The organism is Actinacidiphila sp. DG2A-62 (assembly GCF_035825295.1).
GTDB lineage: Bacteria > Actinomycetota > Actinomycetes > Streptomycetales > Streptomycetaceae > Actinacidiphila.
In genome coordinates this window covers 1,730,357-1,751,318 of record NZ_JAYMGI010000002.1, presented here as the reverse complement: position 1 = coordinate 1,751,318, position 20,962 = coordinate 1,730,357, and the positions used below count along the sequence as shown (strand labels likewise).

Here is a 20,962-nt window from a genome sequence, read left to right as displayed (position 1 = left end):
CCGCCTCGACCCCTCCTGGCCTGCACACTTGGCTCGTGCTTTACCATTCCTTGGTAATTCGTGTACCGTTTGCGGACGTACTGAATCTGCCGGAGGATCTGTGGACGTCTCCCTCACCCTCTGGGCGCTCACCATCGCGGGACTGTGTGCCCTGATCGGCGCCGACTTCCTGGTCGGCCGAACGCCGCACGAGGTGTCGGTGCGGGAAGCCGGGATCTGGACGGCCGTCTGGGTCGCGCTGGCCGGGCTGTTCGGCGTCGGCCTGCTGGTGTTCGGCGGCGGGCAGCCAGGGCGAGTTCTTCGCCGGCGACGTCACCGAGAAGTCCCTCAGCGTCGACAACCTCTTCGTCTTCGTGCTGATCATGGCGAAGTTCTCGGTGCCCGCGGCCTACCAGCAGCGGGTGCTGCTCGTCGGCGTGCTGATAGCGCTGGTGCTGCGCGCGGTGTTCATCGCGGCCGGCGCGACGGTGCTGGCCGCCTTCTCCTGGGTCTTCTTCCTCTTCGGCGCCTTCCTGATCTGGACCGCGTGGAAGCTGATCCAGGAGGCCCGCACCGGCCACGAGGACGCCGGATACGAGGAGAACCGGCTGCTCAAGGCGGTCGAGCGACGCGTGCCGTCCACCGACCGCTACCACGGCACCCGGCTGTTCGTCCGCGAGAACGGCCGCCGGCTGATGACGCCGATGCTCGTGGTGATGCTCGCCATCGGCACCACCGACGTGCTCTTCGCGCTCGACTCGATCCCGGCGATCTTCGGGCTCACCGAGGACCCGTACATCGTCTTCACCGCGAACGCCTTCGCGCTGATGGGACTGCGGCAGCTGTATTTCCTCATCGGCGGCCTGCTGAAGAAGCTGGTCCACCTGTCCTACGGACTCTCGGTGATCCTCGGCTTCATCGGCGTCAAGCTGCTGCTGCACGCGCTGCACGAGTCCGGCGTGCACGTGCCGCAGATCTCCGTGCCGGTCTCCCTCGCGGTGATCGTCGCCGTCCTCGCCGTGACCACCGCGACCAGCCTGGCCGCATCCCGCCGCGCCGAGCGCGCCGCCGAGGCCCTGGATGCGGACCGGGGCGACGAAAGGTCTACCGTGGCCCGGTGACGGACGGCACGGGGCGCGCGCCCCGACCGTACGGTCGCACCACGTACGGCGGGTGACGCGCGGCGCGGCGGCGGGGGAGCGCGGCGCGGGCACCACGAACGGAAAGGCGCGGATGTGGCGAGCCCCCGAGCGCTGCCCGAGCTGACCGGGTCGCGGTTCTTCGACGCCTGGCAGCTCGACGTCCCGGCCCTGGCGGCGATCGTGCTGCTCGGCACCGCCTACGGCTACGGGGTGCGGCGCAGACGGCGCGCGGGCGAACCGTGGCCCCTGTGGCGCACGGCGGCCTTCGCCGTCCTGGGCCTGGGCACCCTCGCCGTCGCCACGATGTCCTCACTGGCGGTGTACGACAAGGTGCTCTTCTGGCCGGCCGCCGTGCAGAACATCCTGCTGGACCTGTTCGCGCCGCTCGGGCTGGCGCTCGGCGACCCGCTCGCGCTCGCCGCGCCGGACGGCCGGCTGCGCCGCGTCTTCGCCTCCCGGCCGGTGCGCGCGCTGACGTACCCGCTGGTCAGCTCGGTGCTGGTGCTCGCCTCCGAACTGACGATCTACTTCACGCCGTACTTCTCCACCGCGCTCGGCAACGGCTTCGTCCGGCAGCTGATGCACCTGCAACTGCTCTTCACCGGCTGCCTGTTCGTGCTGCCGATGCTCACCCGGCAGGAGATGCTGCCGCGCTGGTGCACCCACCCGGTGCGCGCCGCGCTGGTGTTCTTCGACGGGCTCTTCGACTCGGTGCCCGGCCTGGTGGTGATGACCAGCGGCACCCTGGTGGCCGGCCACTGGTACGCCGGGCATCCGCGCACCTGGGGACCGTCCGTCCACCACGACCAGATGCTCGGCGGCGGGCTGATGCTCACCCTCGCGGAACTGGTCGCGCTGCCCTTCCTGCTGCTGGTCTTCCTGGAGTGGGCCCGCGCGGAGCGCGCGAAGACCGCGGAACTGGACGCACGGCTGGACCGCGAGGCGGCGCTCGCCGAGGCCGGAGCCGGAGCGGGCGGCGCGCCCGCGGCCGGCACCGCGTCCGGTCCCGCCGCGGCGCCCGGCGCCGTGCCCGGGCCCGCGTCCGGTGCCGTGCCCGGGCCCGCGTCCGGTGCGAAGCCCGCCGTCCCCGAGCTGACCCGGCCGTGGTGGGAGACCGACCAGGGCGAGGTCGGCATGCGGATGCGCGGACAGCGCTGAGCCCGAGGCGGACACCGCCGACCCCTCACCCGTGGGGATGAACCCGTATCGGCCATTCCGGCGAACGCGAGCAACCGGCCCTCGTGGCGCCGCGTCCAACACTGCGCAACGAATGTGACCCGAGTGAACGATACGGGGGATGGGTCATGGACACGGTCATCGTTCAACTACCGGAGGAATGCGGCACCCGCCGCGGCGGCGTGCTTGAGCGGCCCGGCGACGTCGCCGGCGCCGGCACGGGCCCCGGACGCGGCGGTACGGCGTCGCGCCGGCCACGGCTGCTGAAACTCGGCCCGGGGGAGACCGCCGACTTCGGCCGGGGCGCCCCCGGCAGCCCGGTGCCGGTCAGGCTCGACGACCCGGGCGTCTCGCGCTGCGCCGGGCGGATCGCCGCGGCGGAGGACTACTGGCGGCTGTCCAACTACAGCCGCACCGCCACGTACGTGGTGGAGAACATGGAGGGCGCGGGCGAGCACATCAAGGTCGCGCCGGGGCGGCTGGGCGCGCCCGTGCCGTTCGAGTTCTCCCGGGTGCTGCTGCCCGCGCACGCCGCCGACGCGTCGTTCAAGGTGTTCGCGCCGCAGCACGCGTACCAGGACGACCACCCGGACGCCCGCGAGGAGGCCGCCGCCGGCGGCGAGCGCACCACGATGCCGTTCGCGCTCGACCCGACGTCCAAGTACTTCCTGGTGCTGCTCGCGCTGTGCGAGCCGCGGCTGCGCAACGCCTCGACCGGCGCGGTGCCCGGCGTCGGCGGCGTGCTGGAGCGGCTGCGCGGCCTGGACTCCTGCGCGGACCTGACGCGTTCGGCGGTCAACTACCACATCGACTACCTGGCCTCGGTGAAGCTGCGGCTGCGCGACGACCTCGCGGGCGGCGGCGACGCGGGCGGGTCCGGCGCGCTCGCCGGCGGCAAGCGCGAGGAACTCGTCGCCTTCGCGCTCCGCTTCGACCTGGTCAGGGAGGAGCACCTGGCGTTGCTGCCGCCGCGGTCCCGCCCCTGCGCGTGGGAGGGGTGAGCCGTGCCCGAGCCTTCTGGCGGCGGTCTTCCCGGCCGCGATCCTTCCGGTCGCGCGCTCTCCGGCAGCGATCCCTCCGGCGCCGGGCCTTCGCGACCCGGCGCCGTGACGCCTCGTGCCGTGACGCCTCGTGCCGCGACGCCTCGTGCCGCGACCCCCGGTGCCGCGACGCCCGCTCCCGCCCCGAGGCCCGGCGCGCCGGGCAGGGCGCCGGTCGAGGTTCCCGACGGGTACCGCGTCGGGGACTGGACGGTCACCGGGCCGATCGGCTCGGGCAGTTGGGGCAGCGTGTACGCAGCAGAGGACGGCGCCGGCGGGCGGGCCGCGCTGAAGTTCCTCGGCGCCGCCGCCCTGACGCCCGGCCGCCGCGCGGCCCTGGACGAGATCGTGGGCCGCGAGGTGCGGTTCAGCCTGGCCGCCCGCCATCCGCACCTGGTACGCACCCACGCGTCGCTGACCGTCGCCGATCCCGACCGTCCCGGTCTGGACGGCGCGGTCGTCCTGGTCATGGACCGTGCGGAACACAGCGTCCAGGACCTGCTGGACGCCGCCGAGGCGACCGCGGGCGCCCCCGGGGGGCCCGGGGGCAGCGGCGCCGCCGCGCGGGGACCGGTGCCCGGCGCCGCGCGCATCCTGCGCGGGGCCGCCGCGGGACTGGCCCACCTGCACGCCGAGGGCTGGCTGCACGGCGACCTGAAGCCCGCCAACATCCTGCTCAGCCCCGGCGACGAGGTGTGGCTCGCCGACTTCGGCCTGACCACCGAGCTGGAGGGCACCCACGCCTACGTGCCGCCGATGGGCACGCTGGACCACATGCCGCCCGAGTGGTGGTCGGAACGCACCGGAAGCCGCGGCACCGCCGTCCGCCCGACCGGCGACATCTGGGCGTACGGCGTGGTGGCCCACCAGGTGCTCGCCGGCGGCCTGCACCCGTTCCCCGGGGCGACCGCGCGGGCGCGGGCGCTGGCCGCCCAGTCCTACGCGCGCGGCACGGCCCCGCTGCGGCTGGCGCCCGGACTCGCCGAAGGATGGCGGGAGCTGATCGCCGCGTGCCTGGCCCCCGACCACGCCGGCCGGGCCGGGCTGACCGCGGAGCGGCTGGTCGCGCGCGTCGCCGAGCTGGCGGACCCGGCTGGCTCGGTGGGCCCGGTCGCCCTGGCGGACCCGGCGGACCCGGTGGACCTCGCGGGCCCGGCAGGTCCGGCTGGCTCGGCGGACCAGGCGGACCTCGCGGGTCCGGCCGGCCCGGCAGGCCCGGTGGACCTGGCGGCTCCCGCTGGCCTCGCGTTACGCGCGGCGGGGCCGCTCGCCCGCGCCGCCCCGCGGACCCGGCGCCGGGTGCTGCTGCCGGCCGCCCTCGCGGTCGTGGCCGCCGCGGCGGTCGCCGCCGCGTTCGCGTTCACCGGCGGCGACGGGGGAGCGACCGGGTCCGGCGGCTCCCCGCCCCGGGCCGCGCACGCCACCCCCGCCTCCCGGCTGGCCCCGCTCGCCGGCGCGCTGCCCGCCCACGCCGACGTGCCCGCCGCGCTGCGCCCGTACATCTCGCAGGCCGCCCGGATGTGCGTCCAGGAGGAGGTCACCCCGGTGCTGATCGCCGCCATGCTGGGGGCCGAGAGCGGCTTCGACGCGCGGGCCCGCCGCCCGAGCACCGACGAGTACGGCATCGCCATGTGGACCCCGCGGGTCTTCGACGCGTGGGCGGTGGACGGGGACCACGACGGCAGGAAGGACTACATGTCGCCGCCCGACGCCATCGCCACCATGGGCGCGTACCTGTGCTGGATCGACGAGCAGCTCAAGGCCGACGGCATGCACGGCGACCTGCCCGCGCTGACCGCGGCGGCCTACCGCACCAGCGTCCGCACCATCGTCGACGCGGGCGGAGTGCCGGCCCGCCTCCAGCCCTACGTCGACAAGGTCCACCGCAACATGGCGGACTACACCTCCGCCTGACCCGCGCCGTACGGCAGGCGGGGCCGGCCGGTCGCGGCGGGCCGCCGCCGGAGACCCGCGGCTGGGGGCCCGGAGCACGCCGCCCCGGGCCCCAGCCGTCCCCCGAGTCGCGGTCCGGCGGCGGCCCGCCCCCGCCGCGACGGGCGGGTGGCCGGCCTTCGACGCAGCCGGCGGATCATGGCCACCGCGCCGAAGGCCGGCGGATCACGGCCGGTCGAGCGTGATGGAGTTGACCGGCGTGAGATCGGCCCAGACGCCGTGCTGCGCGGCCAGGTCGTAGGTGCAGTTGGCGCCGTTCGACCCCAGGCACAGGTGGGCGTGGGCGCCGCCGGTCTGGTTGTTGAGCACCCAGTGCCAGTTGTACTGGCCGCTGAGGTTGTGGGCGCCGTAGCTCCAGAAGACGTCGGTCGGCGTGGTGAGGTTGTCGTGGACGCCTTCGCCGTAGATGCAGACCGCGCCCGACGGGCACCCGTCCCACGACCCGTCGGCGGCCTGCGCCGGGCCGGAGCCGAGGGTCACGGCGGCGGCGGCCGCCGCGGCGACGGCGAGGGCCGAGACGGCCCTGGTGAGCTTGCGCATGGTTCTTTCCTCCGTTGTCGGTCTGCCGATGACTGCCTGACCAGTCGTCAGCACCGTAGGTCGACGGTAGGAGGAACCCGGGGCGCCGCGCTCCTGACATATGACAGGGGAACCGCATTCCCGCAGGTGGGAGCCATGCCGCAGACCGCCGGCAGCGCCGGCGGCGGCCCCGCTGTACCGTGTCGAGTGTCCAGGCCGAGACAGAGGTGGCAGAAGTATGTCCCACCCCACCGACACGGGTATCGGCGGTCGACTCCACCGAGCCCGCAAACGGCGCGGGTTGAGCCAGCGTGAGCTCGCAACCGAGTCCGGCGTGTCCCTCTCCGCCGTGCGCAAGATCGAGCAGGGCGACTACGGGCAGCCGCGCGCGCAGACAGCGCGCGCCCTGGCCGCATCGTTGGGCGTATCCACGACATGGCTGTTGGGCGGCTCCTACGAGACGGCCGGTGCGTCGCCCGCCGTGGTGGATCAGTGGGCCCCGGTGCGGGCGGCCCTCGACGCTCCCGCACCAGGACCTGCCGATGACACGCCGACGGTGGCCGGGGTCCGAGCGGCGGTGGCCGCCGCGATGCCGCTGGCCGCCGCGGACCGGCTGGAGCAGCTCGCCACTGTGATGCCGGTCCTGCTGAGGGACGCCGCGGTCGTGGCGGACGAACCGACCGGCCGCCGGGTACAGGCCGAGTTGCTCGGCCTGGTCGGCTGGATGTTCACCCAGACCCGGCAGTTCGACGCGGCCGAGGCCGCCCTCAGCCGCGCCGTCGACCACGCCCGCGACGATCTGGACGCTGCCGCCGTGGTGAGCACCCAAGGGTGGCTGCTGCTGCGTCGTGGCCGCATCGCCGAGGCGGGTCGGCTGGCGGAGGAATGGGCCGACCGCGTAGAACCGCGTATGTCGCGAGCGACGCCCGGAGAACTTGCCGCATGGGGATGGCTACTGCTGCGCTCGGCCGCCGCGGCAGACCGCGATGCCCGCCCGGGCGACGCCGACCGGATGCTGCGTCTGGCCGGATCGGCGGCCGCCGCGATCGGCCCCCGGCCAGTGCCCGGCGGGTTCCTGCGGGCGTTCGGGGCCACGACCGTGCAGCTCAAGGCGGCCGAGCACGCGATGGTCGCCGACCAGCCGGACCGAGTGCTCCAGCTGTCCGCCGCGATCTCGTGGGAGGGGCTGCGGCCCACGTCGAACAACCTGAACCGGAACCGGCTCGACCAGGCCGCCGCCCGGGTGAGGCTGCGGAAGTACGGCGAGGCGGTGGACACCCTGGAGCAGGTCTGGCACGCCGCGCCGCAGTGGCTTCCGCACCAGCAGTATGCGCGAGACATCCTGACGCAGGTGATCGCGCGACGTCGAACACTGACTCCTCGCATGCGGGTGCTGGCCGACGCCGTGGGCCTGCCTCTGTAGGAACCGGCACAGGAACTGGCACTTCCGCGCCGGGCCTCCGCAAACTGCCATTGAACCCTCGGGCTCCGGCTCCTTACGTTCGGTGAGTATCTGATCACGACCAGGGAGCGGTCATGTCCGACACCCCCGTACCCAGTTCCACCGCAGACCCGTGGCGGCGCCGCCACGGGACCGCCTGGCGTCTCCGCGACGGGGGACGAAGGTGATGCGTGTATCTGCCGACCGCATCCCGTCCGCTGTCGTGAAGACGTGGCCGCCGACGGCGCGTTCGGTGGGCAGGGCGCGGCGACTGCTGGCCGGGCAGCTTGCCGTGTGGGGCCTGACGCAAGTGTCGGACGACGCTGGACTGATCCTCTCGGAGTTGGTGACGAATGCGATCACACATGCTCATCCGCCCTACGGGAATCTGATCGCCACCCGCTTCGAGCGGCTGGCGGACGGGGTGCGGATCGAGGTGCACGACACCGGGGACGACAAGCCGGAGCCGTGCAAGGCGTCGGCCGACGAGGAGGGCGGGCGCGGGCTGGAACTGGTGCACGTGCTGACCGGCGGGGCGTGGGGCGTCAGCGACCGGGACGGCCCCGGGAAGCTGGTATGGGCGCAGTGCACGGCCACGCGTGACGAGGTGGGCTCGTGAGGCGTTCCGACGGCGGGCAGGGTCCTGGACCGTTCGCACCGCCCGCCCGCACCTGGGCCGTGTCGACCACCGGCGGGGAGGTCGTCCGTGGGTACCTGCCGGGGTGGGCCGAGGACGACCCGAGCCGGGCGGGGGTCCATCCCGACCGGCTGCACTTCGCACTGGCCGGCATCGTGCACCAGGCCAACCGCGGTGGCCTGGTCGTCCCGGTGGCCCCGGGGGCGGGCCCGGCGCGGGACGCGGGCGTGCTGGTGGTCACCATCGACTGCATCCCCTTCGCCGAGGACGACGACCCCGACCTACCGGTGGTCAACGTGCAGATCGTCGACGACTGGTGGATCAGGAACCTGGACCCGGCGGGAGTCACCGATCTCGGGCGGCGGCTGTGTGCCCTGGGCGATCGCCTGACCGGCACCGTCGCGCCCGAGCTCGCTTCCGCCCGCGCCGACTGGGCCCAGCGTCACCATGGCGACGACCCGGTCGGATGACGTGGTCCTGCCGATCCCGCCTTCCTCGAGACCGGCCCGGGGCGAACACCGGCGCTCGGCCCGGTCGGGCAGGGGGCGCTTCGCGGTGCCTGGTTCCGGTCGCTCACCAGCCCCGCTCGCGCCACTCCGGGAGGTGCGGGCGCTCGGCGCCGAGGGTGGTGTCGTCGCCGTGGCCGGGGTAGACCCAGGTCTCGTCGGGGAGGACGTCGAAGAGCTTGGCGGTGACGCCGTCGAGGAGCGAGGTGAAGGCGGCCGGGTCGCCGTGGGTGTTCCCCACGCCTCCGGGGAAGAGGCAGTCCCCGGTGAAGACGTGCGGGTGGCCGTGCGGGTCGTCGTAGACCAGGGCGACGCTGCCGGGGGTGTGGCCGACGAGGTGGCGGGCGGTGAGGCGGACCCGGCCGACCCGGACCGTGTCGCCGTCGGCGAGCGGCACATCGGTGCGCACCGGGATACCCTCGGTGTCGTCGCGGCCCGCGTAGGTGCGCGCGCCCGTCGCGTCCACGACCTCGCGCAGCGCCTGCCAGTGGTCGGGGTGCCGGTGGGTGGTGACGACCGACGCCAGGCCGTCGCCGCCGATCACCTCCAGGAGGGTCGCGGCCTCGTTCGCGGCGTCGACGAGCAGCTGCTCGTCGGTGGCGCGGCAGCGCAGCACGTACGCGTTGTTCGCCATCGGGCCGACCGCCGTCTTCGTGATGATCAGCTCCGGCAGCTCGTGCACGTCCGGCGTGCCGCCGACCGAGACCCTGCCCGTGTATCCCGTGTGCGCCATGCCGCCAGGGTAGGCCGTGGCCGGCGCCCCGGCCGTGCGGGCCCGGTGCGCGGCTCCGGTCCAGGCTCCGGGGCGGCCTCCGGGCGGTGTCCGGGCGGCTCCGGGGCAGGTCCGGGCCGCCTGGGCACACGATCGGGTGAAGATGGCGGCGCGACCCCGTAAATCGAAAGCACGTGCTATACGCTCGGTCTGGAAGAAATGCCGACGCCACCCCGTTTAGGCTGACCGGGGGGTGCCGACCCTCCCCCCTCCGATGAAAGGTGCGCACTGGCGTGGCCGATCGACTCACCGTCCGTGGCGCTCGCGAGCACAATCTGAAGAACGTGTCGCTCGACCTGCCCCGGGACTCGCTCATCGTGTTCACCGGCCTGTCCGGTTCCGGCAAGTCCTCGCTGGCCTTCGACACGATCTTCGCCGAGGGCCAGCGGCGCTACGTGGAGTCGCTGTCCTCCTACGCACGGCAGTTCCTCGGCCAGATGGACAAGCCGGACGTCGACTTCATCGAGGGCCTGTCCCCGGCCGTCTCGATCGACCAGAAGTCCACCTCGCGCAACCCCCGCTCGACCGTCGGCACCATCACCGAGGTCTACGACTACCTCCGGCTGCTCTTCGCCCGCATCGGCAAGCCGCACTGTCCCCAGTGCGGCCGGCCGATCTCCCGGCAGTCGCCGCAGGCCATCGTGGACCGGGTGCTGGAGCTGGAGGAGGGCAGCCGCTTCCAGGTGCTCTCGCCGCTGGTGCGCGAGCGCAAGGGCGAGTTCGTCGACCTCTTCTCCGACCTGCAGACCAAGGGCTACAGCCGGGCCCGGGTGGACGGCGCGACGATCCAGCTGACCGACCCGCCGAAGCTGAAGAAGCAGGAGAAGCACACCATCGAGGTGGTCGTCGACCGCCTCACCGTCAAGGACAGCGCCAAGCGCCGGCTGACGGACTCGGTGGAGACCGCCCTCGGCCTGTCCGGCGGCATGGTCGTGCTGGACTTCGTGGACCTGCCGGAGGACGACCCGCAGCGCGAGCGGATGTTCTCCGAGCACCTCTACTGCCCGTACGACGACCTGTCCTTCGAGGAGCTGGAGCCGCGCTCCTTCTCGTTCAACTCGCCCTTCGGCGCCTGCCCGGACTGCACCGGCATCGGCTCGCGGATGGAGGTCGACCCCGAGCTGATCGTGCCGGACGATCAGAAGTCGCTGGACGAGGGCGCCGTCGCGCCCTGGAACGGCGGCATGTCCAAGGGCTACTTCGACCGCCTGGTCGAGGGCCTCGCCGCCGAGCTGGGCTTCCGCACCGACATCCCCTTCGCCGGGCTGCCGGCCCGCGCCAAGAAGGCGCTGCTGTACGGCCACAAGTCCGAGGTGCGCGTCGCCTACCGCAACAGGTACGGCCGCGAGCGGGTCTACAACGCCCAGTTCGAGGGCGCGATCCCGTTCGTCAAGCGCCGCCACCAGGACTCCGAGAGCGACTCCAGCCGCGAGCGCTTCGAGGGCTACATGCGCGAGGTGCCCTGCCCCACCTGCCAGGGCGCCCGGCTCAAGCCGATCGTGCTGGCGGTCACCGTGATGGACAAGTCCATCGCGGAGGTCTCCGCGATGTCCATCAGCGACTGCGCCGAGTTCCTCGCCGGGATGCGGCTCGACGCCCGCGACCGCAAGATCGCCGAACGGGTGCTCAAGGAGGTCAACGAGCGGCTGCGGTTCCTGGTCGACGTCGGCCTGGACTACCTCTCGCTCAACCGCGCCGCGGGCACCCTGTCCGGCGGCGAGGCCCAGCGCATCCGGCTCGCCACCCAGATCGGCTCCGGTCTGGTCGGCGTGCTCTACGTCCTGGACGAGCCGTCCATCGGCCTGCACCAGCGCGACAACCACCGGCTGATCGAGACCCTGGTGCGGCTGCGCGACCTGGGCAACACGCTGATCGTGGTGGAGCACGACGAGGACACCATCAAGACCGCGGACTGGGTGGTGGACATCGGCCCCGGCGCCGGCGAGCACGGCGGCAAGGTTGTGCACTCCGGCTCGCTCAAGGAGCTGCTGGACAACGACGAGTCGCTGACCGGCCAGTATCTGGCCGGCAAGCGGGTCATCCCCACCCCCGCCGAGCGCCGCCCGATCGACCGCAAGCGCCGGCTGACCGTGCACGGCGCCCGCGAGCACAACCTCCAGGACATCGACGTCTCGTTCCCGCTCGGCGTGCTCACCGCCGTCACCGGCGTCTCCGGTTCCGGCAAGTCCACGCTGGTCAACGACATCCTGTACACCCACCTCGCCCGGGAGCTGAACGGCGCACGGGCCGTCCCCGGCCGGCACACCCGCGTGGACGGCGACGACCTGGTGGACAAGGTGGTGCACGTCGACCAGTCGCCCATCGGCCGCACCCCGCGCTCCAACCCGGCCACGTACACCGGTGTCTTCGACCACGTCAGGCGGCTGTTCGCGGAGACCATGGAGGCCAAGGTCCGCGGCTACCTCCCCGGCCGGTTCTCCTTCAACGTCAAGGGCGGCCGCTGCGAGAACTGCTCGGGCGACGGCACCATCAAGATCGAGATGAACTTCCTGCCGGACGTCTACGTGCCGTGCGAGGTCTGCCACGGCGCCCGGTACAACCGGGAGACGCTGGAGGTGCACTACAAGGGCAAGTCCATCGCCGAGGTGCTGGACATGCCGATCGAGGAGGCGCTCGACTTCTTCGAGGCGGTGCCGACGATCTCCCGCCACCTGCGCACCCTGCACGAGGTGGGCCTGGGCTACGTCCGCCTCGGCCAGCCCGCGCCGACGCTCTCCGGCGGCGAGGCGCAGCGCGTCAAGCTCGCCTCCGAGCTGCAGAAGCGCTCCACCGGCCGGACCGTCTACGTCCTGGACGAGCCGACCACCGGCCTGCACTTCGAGGACATCAGCAAGCTGATCAAGGTGCTGTCCGGGCTGGTCGACAAGGGCAACTCGGTGGTCGTCATCGAGCACAACCTCGACGTCATCAAGACAGCCGACTGGGTCATCGACATGGGCCCCGAGGGCGGCAGCGGCGGCGGCCTGGTGGTCGCCGAGGGCACCCCGGAGCAGATCGCGGGCGTCCCGGCCAGCCACACCGGGAAGTTCCTGCGGGACATCCTCAGCGCCGAGGCGGTCAGCGAGGCGGCGGTCCCCGCCCCGCGCAAGCGCGCCACCGCCAAGACCGCGGCGGGCGGCAGGACGGCGGCCAAGACGGCCGCCGGCACCACGAAGACCGCGGCCAAGAAGACCGCCGCGCCGAGGAAGCGGGCCGCCGGCAAGGCGTGAGGGGGGCGAGACCGGGGCGGGGCCCGAAAGGGGCCGGGCAGGTCCCGGCGGGGGCAGTTGACGGGTCCGTGCGGGTCCGGACACTGCGTGCGAGTCCGCGCGGCTGCGCGCGGGTCCGGACGCCGCGTGCGGGTCCGGGCGGGTCTGCGCGGGTGGGGGCGGTCGCGCGCCGTAGAGTCGGTGCGCACGCCCCCGTACCCCCTGGAGAGACCATGCCCAGCGAGCCCGTCGGTCCGCCCGCCTCCCGCCGTACCGTCCTGCGCGGCACGGCGCTCGCCGGAGTCGTCGGCGCGACCGGAGCCGGCCTGGCCGCGTGCGGCGGAAAGTCGTCGTCCAACACCCCGACGTCGCCGGTGGACCTGGGCGCGGCGTCCGCGGTGCCGGTCGGCGGCGCCAAGCTGTACCGCGACGACAAGGTGCTGGTGTCGCAGCCGCAGCAGGGCGGCTTCAAGGCGTTCAGCGCGGTCTGCACGCACCAGGGCTGTGTGCTGGACACGGTGGACGGCACCACGGCGTCCTGCCCCTGCCACGGCAGCCAGTTCAACGCCGAGACCGGCGCGGTGGTGCAGGGCCCGGCGACCAAGCCGCTGCCCCCGGTGAAGATCACCGAGGCGGGCGGCAAGCTCACCGTGGGCCCCGCCTCGTCCTGACCCGCCGGCCGGCGCCGGCCCCGCGCCGGAGGCGGGATTGTCACGTCCCGCCAGTAGGGTGGAAGGCATGGCAGACCCCAGTACGTACCGACCGAAGCCGGGCCAGATCCCCGACTCCCCAGGGGTCTACAAGTTCCGCGACGAGCACCGCCGGGTGATCTACGTCGGCAAGGCCAAGAGCCTGCGCGCGCGGCTGTCGTCGTACTTCCAGGACATCGCCAACCTGCACCAGCGCACCGCCACCATGGTCACCACGGCCGCATCGGTCGAGTGGACGGTCGTCTCCACCGAGGTCGAGGCGCTCCAGCTGGAGTACTCCTGGATCAAGGAGTTCGACCCGCGGTTCAACGTCAAGTACCGCGACGACAAGAGCTATCCGTCGCTCGCGGTGACGATGAACGAGGAGTTCCCCCGGGTCCAGGTGATGCGCGGGCCCAAGCGCCGCGGGGTGCGCTACTTCGGGCCGTATGCCCACGCCTGGGCCATCCGCGAGACCGTGGACCTGCTGCTGCGGGTCTTCCCCGTCCGCACCTGCTCCGCCGGGGTGTTCAAGCGCTCCGCCCAGATCGGGCGCCCCTGCCTGCTCGGCTACATCGGCAAGTGCTCCGCGCCCTGCGTCGGCCGGATCAGCCCCGAGGACCACCGCGAACTGGCCGAGGAGTTCTGCGACTTCATGGCCGGGCACGCCGGCACCTACCTGCGCCGCCTGGAGCAGCGGATGAAGGACGCCGCCGCGGCGATGGAGTACGAGCAGGCGGCCCGGCTGCGCGACGACCTGGAGGCGCTGCGCCGCGCCATGGAGAAGAACGCGGTGGTGCTCGCCGACGCCACCGACGCGGACCTGATCGCGGTGGCCGAGGACGAGTTGGAGGCCGCGGTGCAGATCTTCCACGTCCGCGGCGGCCGGGTGCGCGGCCAGCGCGGCTGGGTCACCGACAAGGTCGAGGCGGTCGACACCGCCGGCCTGGTCGAGCACGCGCTGCAACAGCTCTACGGCGACGAGAGCGGGGACGCGCTGGAGTCCGGCGGCACCGGCGGCGTGCCCAAGGAGGTGCTGGTCCCGGCGCTGCCCGAGCCCGCGGAGCCGCTCGCCCAGTGGCTGACCCAGCGGCGCGGCGCGCAGGTGAGCCTGCGGGTGCCGCAGCGCGGCGACAAGAAGGACCTGATGGCCACCGTGCAGCGCAACGCGCAGCAGGCCCTCGCGCTGCACAAGACCAAGCGCGCCTCCGACCTCACCACCCGTTCGCGCGCGCTGGAGGAGATCGCCGCGGCGCTCGACCTGGACACCGCGCCGCTGCGCATCGAGTGCTACGACATCAGCCACCTCCAGGGCGACGACGTGGTGGCCTCGATGGTCGTCTTCGAGGACGGCCTGGCGCGTAAGAGCGAGTACCGCCGCTTCCAGGTCAAGTCGTTCACCGGCCAGGACGACGTCCGCTCCATGCACGAGGTGGTCTCCCGTCGATTCCGCCGCTATCTGCAGGAGAAGCAGCGCACCAGCGAGTGGGAGGAGCAGGGCGCCGGCGGGAACGGCCACGGGGACGGCCGGCACGGTGCGGACGGCAACGGCGCCGGCGGTCACGGTGCGGACGCCCACGGGGACGGCGGGGACGAGCCGGTGGGCGGGCCGATCGACCCGGAGACCGGTCGCCCGCGCAAGTTCGCCTACCCGCCGCAGCTCGTCGTGGTCGACGGCGGCCGGCCGCAGGTCGCCGCCGCCGCCTCCGCGCTGCGCGAACTGGGCATAGACGACGTCGCCGTGTGCGGCCTGGCCAAACGCCTGGAGGAGGTCTGGCTGCCCGGCGAGGACGACCCGGTCATCCTGCCGCGCACCAGCGAGGGCCTGTACCTCCTGCAGCGGGTGCGCGACGAGGCGCACCGCTTCGCCATCGCCTACCAGCGCACCAAGCGCTCCAAGTCGATGAAGGCGGGCGCGCTGGACTCGGTGCCGGGGCTCGGCGAGACCCGCAGGCAGGCCCTGCTCAAGCACTTCGGCTCGCTGAAGCGGCTGCGCGCGGCCACCATCGAGGAGATGTGCGAGGTGCCGGGGATCGGCCGCCGCACCGCCGAGACCATCGCCGCGGCCCTCGCCTCCGCCGCCCCGGCCGCGCCCGCGGTCAACACCGCGACCGGCGAGATCCTCGACGACGGCGACGGGGCGCAGGACACCGCGCCGCGCGAGGCCGGGCCCGCCGCCGCGCCGCCCGCCGCCGACGCACCGCAGGCCGACGCACCGCACGCCGACGCACGGCAGGCCGACGCACCGCACGACGGACCACCGCAGGACAGCGACACATCACGGATCAGCGACGGGCCGGCCCCCACGGCGGCCCTGTCCCACCATCGGGGGAAGAGCACATGAGCGAGCAGGACGGACAGGACAGCCATATGACCAGCGGAGGCGCGGGCGAGGCCGCCGAGGCCATCCCCGAACTGGTGATCATCTCCGGGATGTCCGGAGCGGGCCGCAGCACCGCGGCCAAGTGCCTGGAGGACCTCGGCTGGTTCGTGGTCGACAACCTCCCGCCGGCCCTCATCCCGACCATGGTCGACCTCGGCGCCCGCTCCCAGGGGAACGTCGCGCGGATCGCGGTCGTGGTCGACGTGCGCGGCCGGCAGTTCTTCGACAACCTCCGCGAGTCCCTCGCCGACCTGGACACCCGCAGCGTCAAGCGCCGGGTGATCTACCTGGAGGCCTCCGACGACGCGCTGGTCCGCCGCTTCGAGTCGGTCCGCCGCCCGCACCCGCTGCAGGGCTCCGGCCGGATCGTGGACGGCATCGCCGCCGAGCGCGACCTGCTGCGCGAGCTGCGCGGCGACGCCGACCTGGTGATCGACACCTCCAGCCTGAACGTGCACGAGCTGCGCGCCAAGCTGGACGCGCAGTTCGCCGGCGAGGAGGAGCCGGAACTCCGGGCCACCGTCATGTCGTTCGGATTCAAGTACGGCCTTCCCGTCGACGCCGACCTCGTGGTGGACTGCCGCTTCCTGCCCAATCCGCACTGGGTGCCGGAGCTGCGGCCCTTCACCGGGCTCAACGACGAGGTGGCCACGTACGTGTTCAACCAGCCCGGCGCCAAGGAGTTCCTGGACCGCTACGCCGAGCTGCTGCACATCGTCGCGGCGGGCTACCGTCGCGAGGGCAAACGGTATGTGACCATCGCTGTCGGCTGCACCGGAGGCAAGCACCGCAGCGTGGCGATGTCGGAACGGCTCGCGGCGCGGCTCGCGGCGGACGGAGTGGAGACGGTGACGGTGCACAGGGACATGGGGCGCGAGTGATCATGACCGGTCGGCGGCGGCGCCGTACGGGACTTCCGGCGGCGAACGGCCGCCGGGCCGGGGTGCCGCCGAAAGTGGTCGCCCTCGGCGGCGGCCACGGGCTGTCCGCCTCGCTGGCCGCGCTGCGGCGCATCACCGGCGACCTGACCGCGGTGGTCACGGTCGCCGACGACGGCGGGTCCAGCGGGCGGCTGCGCAGCGAGATGGGCGTGCTGCCGCCCGGCGACCTGCGCAAGGCGCTGGCCGCGCTGTGCGGGGACGACGAGTGGGGCCGCACCTGGTCCAAGGTGGTGCAGCACCGTTTCGTCAGCGGCGGCGACCTGCACGGCCACGCGGTCGGCAATCTGCTGATCGTCGCGTTGTGGGAGCAGCTCAACGACGAGGTGGCGGCGCTGGAGTGGGTGGGCCGGCTGCTCGGCGCGCACGGCAGGGTGCTGCCGATGTCCGGGGTGCCGCTGGACCTGCACGCGATCGTCCGCGGCCACGACCCGGCGCAGCCCGACGCGGTGTCGACGGTCCGCGGCCAGGCCACCGTCGCGCTGACCCCGGGGGAGGTCCAGGAGGTGCAGCTGGTGCCGGCCGACCCGCCCGCGGTGCCGGAGGCCGTGCAGGCGGTGATGGACGCCGACTGGGTGGTTCTCGGGCCCGGTTCCTGGTTCTCCTCCGTGATCCCCCACCTACTGGTGCCGGAACTGGCCGAAGCCCTGATGACGACCAGGGCGCGGCGGGTGCTCACCCTCAACCTCGCGCCGCAGCCGGGGGAGACGGAAGGATTTTCCCCGCAGCGTCACTTGGAGGTTTTGGGGCGACACGCCCCTAAACTCACCATCGACGTGGTTCTCGCCGACGAGGCCGCCGTGCCCGACCGCCCGAGCCTCGACGAGGCCGCGCAGCGGTTGGGCGCCACGGTCGAACTCGCTCCGGTCGCCGCCCCCGACGGGCCGCGGCACGACCCCGAGTCGTTGGCCGCCGCGTATGACAGGATTTTTCGTATGCGTGGAAGGATCGGCCCATGGCGATGACGGCAGCGGTGAAGGACGAGATCTCCCGGCTCCCCGTCACCCGGACCTGCTGCCGCAAGGCGGAGGTCTCGTCGATCCTGCGGTTCGCGGGCGGACTGCATCTGGTGAGCGGCCGGATCGTGATCGAGGCGGAGCTGGACACCGGGATCGCCGCCCGGCGGCTGCGCAAGGACATCCTGGAGATCTTCGGCCACAGCTCGGACCTGGTGGTGATGGCCCCCGGCGGGCTGCGCCGCGGCAGCCGGTACGTGGTGCGGGTGGTGGCCGGCGGCGACCAGCTCGCCCGGCAGACCGGCCTGGTCGACGGCCGCGGCCGGCCGATCCGCGGGCTGCCGCCGCAGGTGGTGTCCGGCGCGACCTGCGACGCGGAGGCGGCCTGGCGCGGCGCGTTCCTCGCGCACGGCTCGCTCACCGAACCCGGCCGGTCCTCCTCCCTGGAGGTCACCTGCCCGGGACCCGAGGCCGCGCTGGCCCTGGTCGGCGCCGCCCGCAGGCTGCAGATCCCGGCCAAGGCGCGCGAGGTGCGCAACGTGGACCGGGTGGTGGTCCGCGACGGCGACGCGATCGGCGCGCTGCTCACCCGGCTCGGCGCGCACGACTCGGTGCTGGCCTGGGAGGAGCGCCGGATGCGGCGCGAGGTGCGGGCCACCGCCAACCGGCTGGCCAACTTCGACGACGCGAACCTGCGCAGGTCCGCGCGCGCCGCGGTGGCGGCCGGGGCGCGGGTGCAGCGGGCGCTGGAGATCCTCGGCGAGGAGGTGCCGGAGCACCTCGCGGCGGCGGGGCGGCTGCGGATGGACCACAAGCAGGCGTCCCTGGAGGAGCTGGGCTCGCTCGCCGAGCCGCCGCTCACGAAGGACGCGGTGGCCGGGCGGATCCGGCGGTTGCTGGCGATGGCCGACAAGCGGGCCTCCGACCTCGGCGTCCCCGGCACGGAGTCCAACCTCACGGAGGAGATGGTCGTCTGACCGCCGGCCCCGCGCCCCGGCCCCGCGTCGGCCCGCGCCCCGGCCCCGCGTCGGCTGCGCCCCGGCCCCGCGCCGGCCCCGCGTCGGCTCCGTGCCTTCGGGGAACGCCCGGCGCGGAGCCGAGGGGGCGGGGCGCGACCCGTGGGCGCGTCGGGACGCGGGGCCAGGTAGGCTCAGTAGTGGTCGGGGACATCCCATAATTCGCAGCCGGAGAGGGACTCCGGCGAATGAGCGAGGAGATCGGTTCGTGACGATCCGGGTAGGCATCAACGGCTTCGGCCGCATCGGGCGTAACTTCTTCCGCGCCATCCTGGAGCAGGGTGCGGACGTCGAGATCGTGGCGGTCAACGACCTGGGTGACACCGCTACCACGGCCCACCTGCTGAAGTACGACACCATCCTGGGCCGCCTGAAGGCCGAGGTCAGCCACACCGCCGACACCATCACCGTGGACGGCCACACGATCAAGGTGCTCGCCGAGCGCGACCCCGCCGCGATCAAGTGGGGCGAGCTGGGCGCGGACATCGTGATCGAGTCCACCGGCATCTTCACCAAGGGCGCGGACGCCGCCAAGCACCTGGCGGGCGGTGCCAAGAAGGTCATCATCTCGGCACCCGCCAAGGACGAGGACGTCACCATCGTGATGGGCGTCAACGAGGACACGTACGACGCCGCCAAGCACCACGTCATCTCCAACGCGTCCTGCACCACCAACTGTGTGGCGCCGATGGCGAAGGTCCTGCTGGAGAACTTCGGCATCGTCAAGGGCCTGATGACGACCGTCCACGCGTACACCAACGACCAGCGCATCCTGGACTTCCCGCACAAGGACCTGCGCCGCGCCCGCGCCGCCGCGGAGAACATCATCCCGACCACCACGGGCGCCGCCAAGGCCACCGCGCTGGTCATCCCCGAGCTCAAGGGCAAGCTCGACGGCCTGGCCATGCGCGTCCCGGTGCCGACCGGCTCGGTCACCGACCTGGTCGTCGACCTGGAGCGCGAGGTCACCAAGGAAGAGGTCAACGCCGCCTTCCTGAAGGCCGCCCAGGGCCAGCTCAAGGGCCTGCTGGAGTACACCGAGGACCCGATCGTCTCCTCGGACATCGTCAACACCCCGGCGTCCTGCACCTTCGACTCGTCCCTGACCATGGTCCAGGGCAAGACGGTGAAGGTCATCGGCTGGTACGACAACGAGTGGGGCTACTCCAACCGCCTGGTGGACCTCGCGGTCTACGTCGGCAACCAGCTCTGACCGCGCCGCAGCGAGCGGGAACGCAAGCGTGAACAGGGTCCGGTCCGGGCGCGCCCAGCGCGTCGGCCGGGCCCTGTTCCGCGCTGTCCGCCGCCGCGGGTGACTGTCCGCAGCCGCCGGTGCGACGGCGCTGTCCGTCCGACGTACCTTTCCCGTAAGTCACAGGAGACCGCACAGATGAAGACGATCGACGACCTGATCTCCGAAGGTCGGGTCGAGGGCAGGCGGGTGTTCGTCCGCGCCGACCTGAACGTGCCGCTGTCCGACGGCGCGATCACCGACGACGGCCGCATCCGCGCCGCCGTCCCGACGATCTCCCGGCTCGCCGAGGCCGGCACCAAGGTGATCGTCGCCTCGCACCTGGGCCGCCCCAAGGGCGAGCACGACCCGCAGTTCTCGCTCGCGCCGGTGGCCGCGCGCCTGGGCGAGCTGCTGGGCGCCGAGGTGGCCTTCGCGTCCGACACCGTCGGCGACAGCGCCCGCGCCACCGTGGAGGCGCTGGCGGACGGCCGGGTCGCACTGCTGGAGAACCTGCGCTTCAACGCCGGCGAGACCGCCAAGGACGACGCCGAGCGCGGCGCCTTCGCCGACCGGCTCGCCGCGCTCGCCGACACCTACGTCGGCGACGGCTTCGGCGCCGTGCACCGCAAGCACGCCTCGGTGTACGATCTGCCGGCCCGGCTGCCGCACGCCGCCGGCGGACTCATCGCCACCGAGGTCGGCGTGCTGAAGAAGCTGACCGAGGACGTCAGCCGCCCCTACGCGGTGGTGCTCGGCGGCTCCAAGGTCTCCGACAAGCTCGGCGTGATCGACCACCTGCTGGAGAAGGCCGACCGCATCCTGGTCGGCGGCGGCATGGTCTTCACCTTCCTCAAGGCCCAGGGGCACGAGGTCGGCAAGAGCCTGCTGCAGGAGGACCAGCTGCCCGCCGTCACCGAGTACCTGCAGCGGGCGAAGGCCAGGGGCGTGGAGTTCGTGCTGCCGGTCGACGTGGTCGGCGCCACGCAGTTCCCCGACCTGAAGACCAAGGCGCCCGCCGACCCGGTCACCGCCGCGGCGGACGCCATCCCGGCCGACGTCATCGGCCTGGACATCGGCCCGGAGTCGCGCAAGCTCTTCGCGGCCAAGCTCGCGGACGCCGCCACGGTGTTCTGGAACGGCCCGATGGGCGTCTTCGAGCACCCCGACTTCGCCGACGGCACCCGCGCGGTCGCCCAGGCGCTGATCGACGCCCCCGGCTTCACCGTCGTCGGCGGCGGGGACTCCGCCGCGGCCGTGCGGATCCTGGGCTTCGACGAGAACGCTTTCGGCCACATCTCCACCGGCGGCGGCGCCAGCCTGGAGTACCTCGAAGGCAAGACCCTGCCCGGCCTGTCCGCCCTGGAGGACTGAA

General features: G+C 73.2%; 15 protein-coding genes and 2 pseudogenes. 15 read left to right on the top strand and 2 right to left on the bottom strand.

Translation table 11 applies throughout. The features are described from left to right. The first annotated feature begins 100 nt into the window (after nucleotides 1-100). From VSR01_RS07800 to VSR01_RS07785, 4 genes and pseudogenes are all read left to right on the top strand, one after another. A pseudogene (locus VSR01_RS07800) lies at nucleotides 101-1,100 on the top strand (TerC family protein). 114 nt (nucleotides 1,101-1,214) lie between these two features. Beyond that, nucleotides 1,215-2,279: a cytochrome c oxidase assembly protein gene (locus VSR01_RS07795; RefSeq protein ID WP_326448530.1), complete on the top strand. Its 1,065-nt coding sequence runs from the start codon at nucleotides 1,215-1,217 to the stop codon at nucleotides 2,277-2,279. A gap of 146 nt (nucleotides 2,280-2,425) precedes the next feature. Then, complete coding sequence (locus tag VSR01_RS07790; RefSeq protein WP_326448529.1) at nucleotides 2,426-3,298, top strand: serine/threonine protein kinase; 873 nt, start codon at nucleotides 2,426-2,428, stop codon at nucleotides 3,296-3,298. 120 nt (nucleotides 3,299-3,418) lie between these two features. Further along, nucleotides 3,419-5,251 (top strand): protein kinase domain-containing protein, encoded by a 1,833-nt coding sequence (locus VSR01_RS07785; protein ID WP_326448528.1) that lies wholly within the window; start codon nucleotides 3,419-3,421, stop codon nucleotides 5,249-5,251. A gap of 204 nt (nucleotides 5,252-5,455) precedes the next feature. Here the strand turns inward: VSR01_RS07785 and VSR01_RS07780 are convergent, their stop codons facing one another. Further along, nucleotides 5,456-5,830 carry a hypothetical protein gene (locus VSR01_RS07780; protein WP_326448527.1) on the bottom strand — a complete coding sequence of 125 codons (375 nt, stop codon included), beginning with the start codon at nucleotides 5,828-5,830 and terminating at the stop codon, nucleotides 5,456-5,458. Nucleotides 5,831-6,047: 217 nt separating this feature from the next. Between VSR01_RS07780 and VSR01_RS07775 the strand changes: the two genes are divergently transcribed. The 3 genes from VSR01_RS07775 (at nucleotide 6,048) to VSR01_RS07765 (ending at nucleotide 8,357) form a co-directional block, all read left to right on the top strand. After that, nucleotides 6,048-7,232 carry a helix-turn-helix domain-containing protein gene (locus VSR01_RS07775; protein ID WP_326448526.1) on the top strand — a complete coding sequence of 395 codons (1,185 nt, stop codon included), beginning with the start codon at nucleotides 6,048-6,050 and terminating at the stop codon, nucleotides 7,230-7,232. A 205-nt stretch (nucleotides 7,233-7,437) separates the two neighbouring features. Continuing rightward, nucleotides 7,438-7,869, top strand: coding sequence for an ATP-binding protein (locus tag VSR01_RS07770; protein WP_326448525.1), 432 nt, complete (start codon nucleotides 7,438-7,440; stop codon nucleotides 7,867-7,869). Continuing rightward, the gene (locus VSR01_RS07765; protein ID WP_326448524.1) at nucleotides 7,866-8,357 is read left to right on the top strand and encodes a DUF6907 domain-containing protein; all 492 of its coding nucleotides are present in this window, start codon (nucleotides 7,866-7,868) and stop codon (nucleotides 8,355-8,357) included. The genes VSR01_RS07770 and VSR01_RS07765 overlap by 4 nt, the downstream gene beginning before the upstream one ends. A 103-nt stretch (nucleotides 8,358-8,460) precedes the next feature. Here VSR01_RS07765 and VSR01_RS07760 read toward each other — a convergent pair whose 3' ends face one another. After that, nucleotides 8,461-9,126, bottom strand: a complete 666-nt coding sequence (locus tag VSR01_RS07760; RefSeq protein WP_326448523.1) for an MBL fold metallo-hydrolase — start codon at nucleotides 9,124-9,126, stop codon at nucleotides 8,461-8,463. A gap of 260 nt (nucleotides 9,127-9,386) precedes the next feature. Between VSR01_RS07760 and uvrA the strand changes: the two genes are divergently transcribed. The 8 genes and pseudogenes from uvrA (at nucleotide 9,387) to VSR01_RS07720 (ending at nucleotide 20,961) form a co-directional block, all read left to right on the top strand. Continuing rightward, on the top strand, nucleotides 9,387-12,395 hold the full coding sequence (gene uvrA, locus VSR01_RS07755; protein ID WP_326448522.1) for an excinuclease ABC subunit UvrA: 3,009 nt from the start codon (nucleotides 9,387-9,389) through the stop codon (nucleotides 12,393-12,395). A gap of 212 nt (nucleotides 12,396-12,607) precedes the next feature. Then, nucleotides 12,608-13,045, top strand: coding sequence for a Rieske (2Fe-2S) protein (locus VSR01_RS07750; protein ID WP_326448521.1), 438 nt, complete (start codon nucleotides 12,608-12,610; stop codon nucleotides 13,043-13,045). A gap of 67 nt (nucleotides 13,046-13,112) precedes the next feature. Next, nucleotides 13,113-15,189, top strand: a pseudogene (gene uvrC, locus VSR01_RS07745) (excinuclease ABC subunit UvrC); the annotation flags it as partial. A gap of 214 nt (nucleotides 15,190-15,403) precedes the next feature. After that, a complete protein-coding gene (rapZ, locus tag VSR01_RS07740) occupies nucleotides 15,404-16,327 on the top strand; it encodes an RNase adapter RapZ (RefSeq protein WP_326448519.1) in 924 nt (307 codons plus the stop codon). Nucleotides 16,328-16,329: 2 nt separating this feature from the next. Then, complete coding sequence (locus tag VSR01_RS07735; protein WP_326448518.1) at nucleotides 16,330-17,349, top strand: gluconeogenesis factor YvcK family protein; 1,020 nt, start codon at nucleotides 16,330-16,332, stop codon at nucleotides 17,347-17,349. Continuing rightward, on the top strand, nucleotides 17,340-18,317 hold the full coding sequence (gene whiA / locus VSR01_RS07730) for a DNA-binding protein WhiA (protein ID WP_326448517.1): 978 nt from the start codon (nucleotides 17,340-17,342) through the stop codon (nucleotides 18,315-18,317). The genes VSR01_RS07735 and whiA overlap by 10 nt, the downstream gene beginning before the upstream one ends. 247 nt (nucleotides 18,318-18,564) lie before the next feature. Next, complete coding sequence (gene gap / locus VSR01_RS07725; protein WP_326448516.1) at nucleotides 18,565-19,569, top strand: type I glyceraldehyde-3-phosphate dehydrogenase; 1,005 nt, start codon at nucleotides 18,565-18,567, stop codon at nucleotides 19,567-19,569. A gap of 177 nt (nucleotides 19,570-19,746) precedes the next feature. Then, nucleotides 19,747-20,961 carry a phosphoglycerate kinase gene (locus tag VSR01_RS07720; protein ID WP_326448515.1) on the top strand — a complete coding sequence of 405 codons (1,215 nt, stop codon included), beginning with the start codon at nucleotides 19,747-19,749 and terminating at the stop codon, nucleotides 20,959-20,961. The last annotated feature ends 1 nt before the right edge of the window (nucleotide 20,962 follow it).

Coding starts and splice junctions, on each gene's coding strand:
- VSR01_RS07735 (WP_326448518.1), top strand. CDS start 16,330: ATGACCGGTCGGCGGCGGCGCCGTACGGGACTTCCGGCGGCGAACGGC.
- rapZ (WP_326448519.1), top strand. CDS start 15,404: ATGAGCGAGCAGGACGGACAGGACAGCCATATGACCAGCGGAGGCGCG.
- VSR01_RS07750 (WP_326448521.1), top strand. CDS start 12,608: ATGCCCAGCGAGCCCGTCGGTCCGCCCGCCTCCCGCCGTACCGTCCTG.
- VSR01_RS07780 (WP_326448527.1), bottom strand. CDS start 5,830: ATGCGCAAGCTCACCAGGGCCGTCTCGGCCCTCGCCGTCGCCGCGGCG.
- VSR01_RS07760 (WP_326448523.1), bottom strand. CDS start 9,126: ATGGCGCACACGGGATACACGGGCAGGGTCTCGGTCGGCGGCACGCCG.
- VSR01_RS07790 (WP_326448529.1), top strand. CDS start 2,426: ATGGACACGGTCATCGTTCAACTACCGGAGGAATGCGGCACCCGCCGC.
- whiA (WP_326448517.1), top strand. CDS start 17,340: ATGGCGATGACGGCAGCGGTGAAGGACGAGATCTCCCGGCTCCCCGTC.
- VSR01_RS07770 (WP_326448525.1), top strand. CDS start 7,438: ATGCGTGTATCTGCCGACCGCATCCCGTCCGCTGTCGTGAAGACGTGG.
- VSR01_RS07775 (WP_326448526.1), top strand. CDS start 6,048: ATGTCCCACCCCACCGACACGGGTATCGGCGGTCGACTCCACCGAGCC.
- VSR01_RS07720 (WP_326448515.1), top strand. CDS start 19,747: ATGAAGACGATCGACGACCTGATCTCCGAAGGTCGGGTCGAGGGCAGG.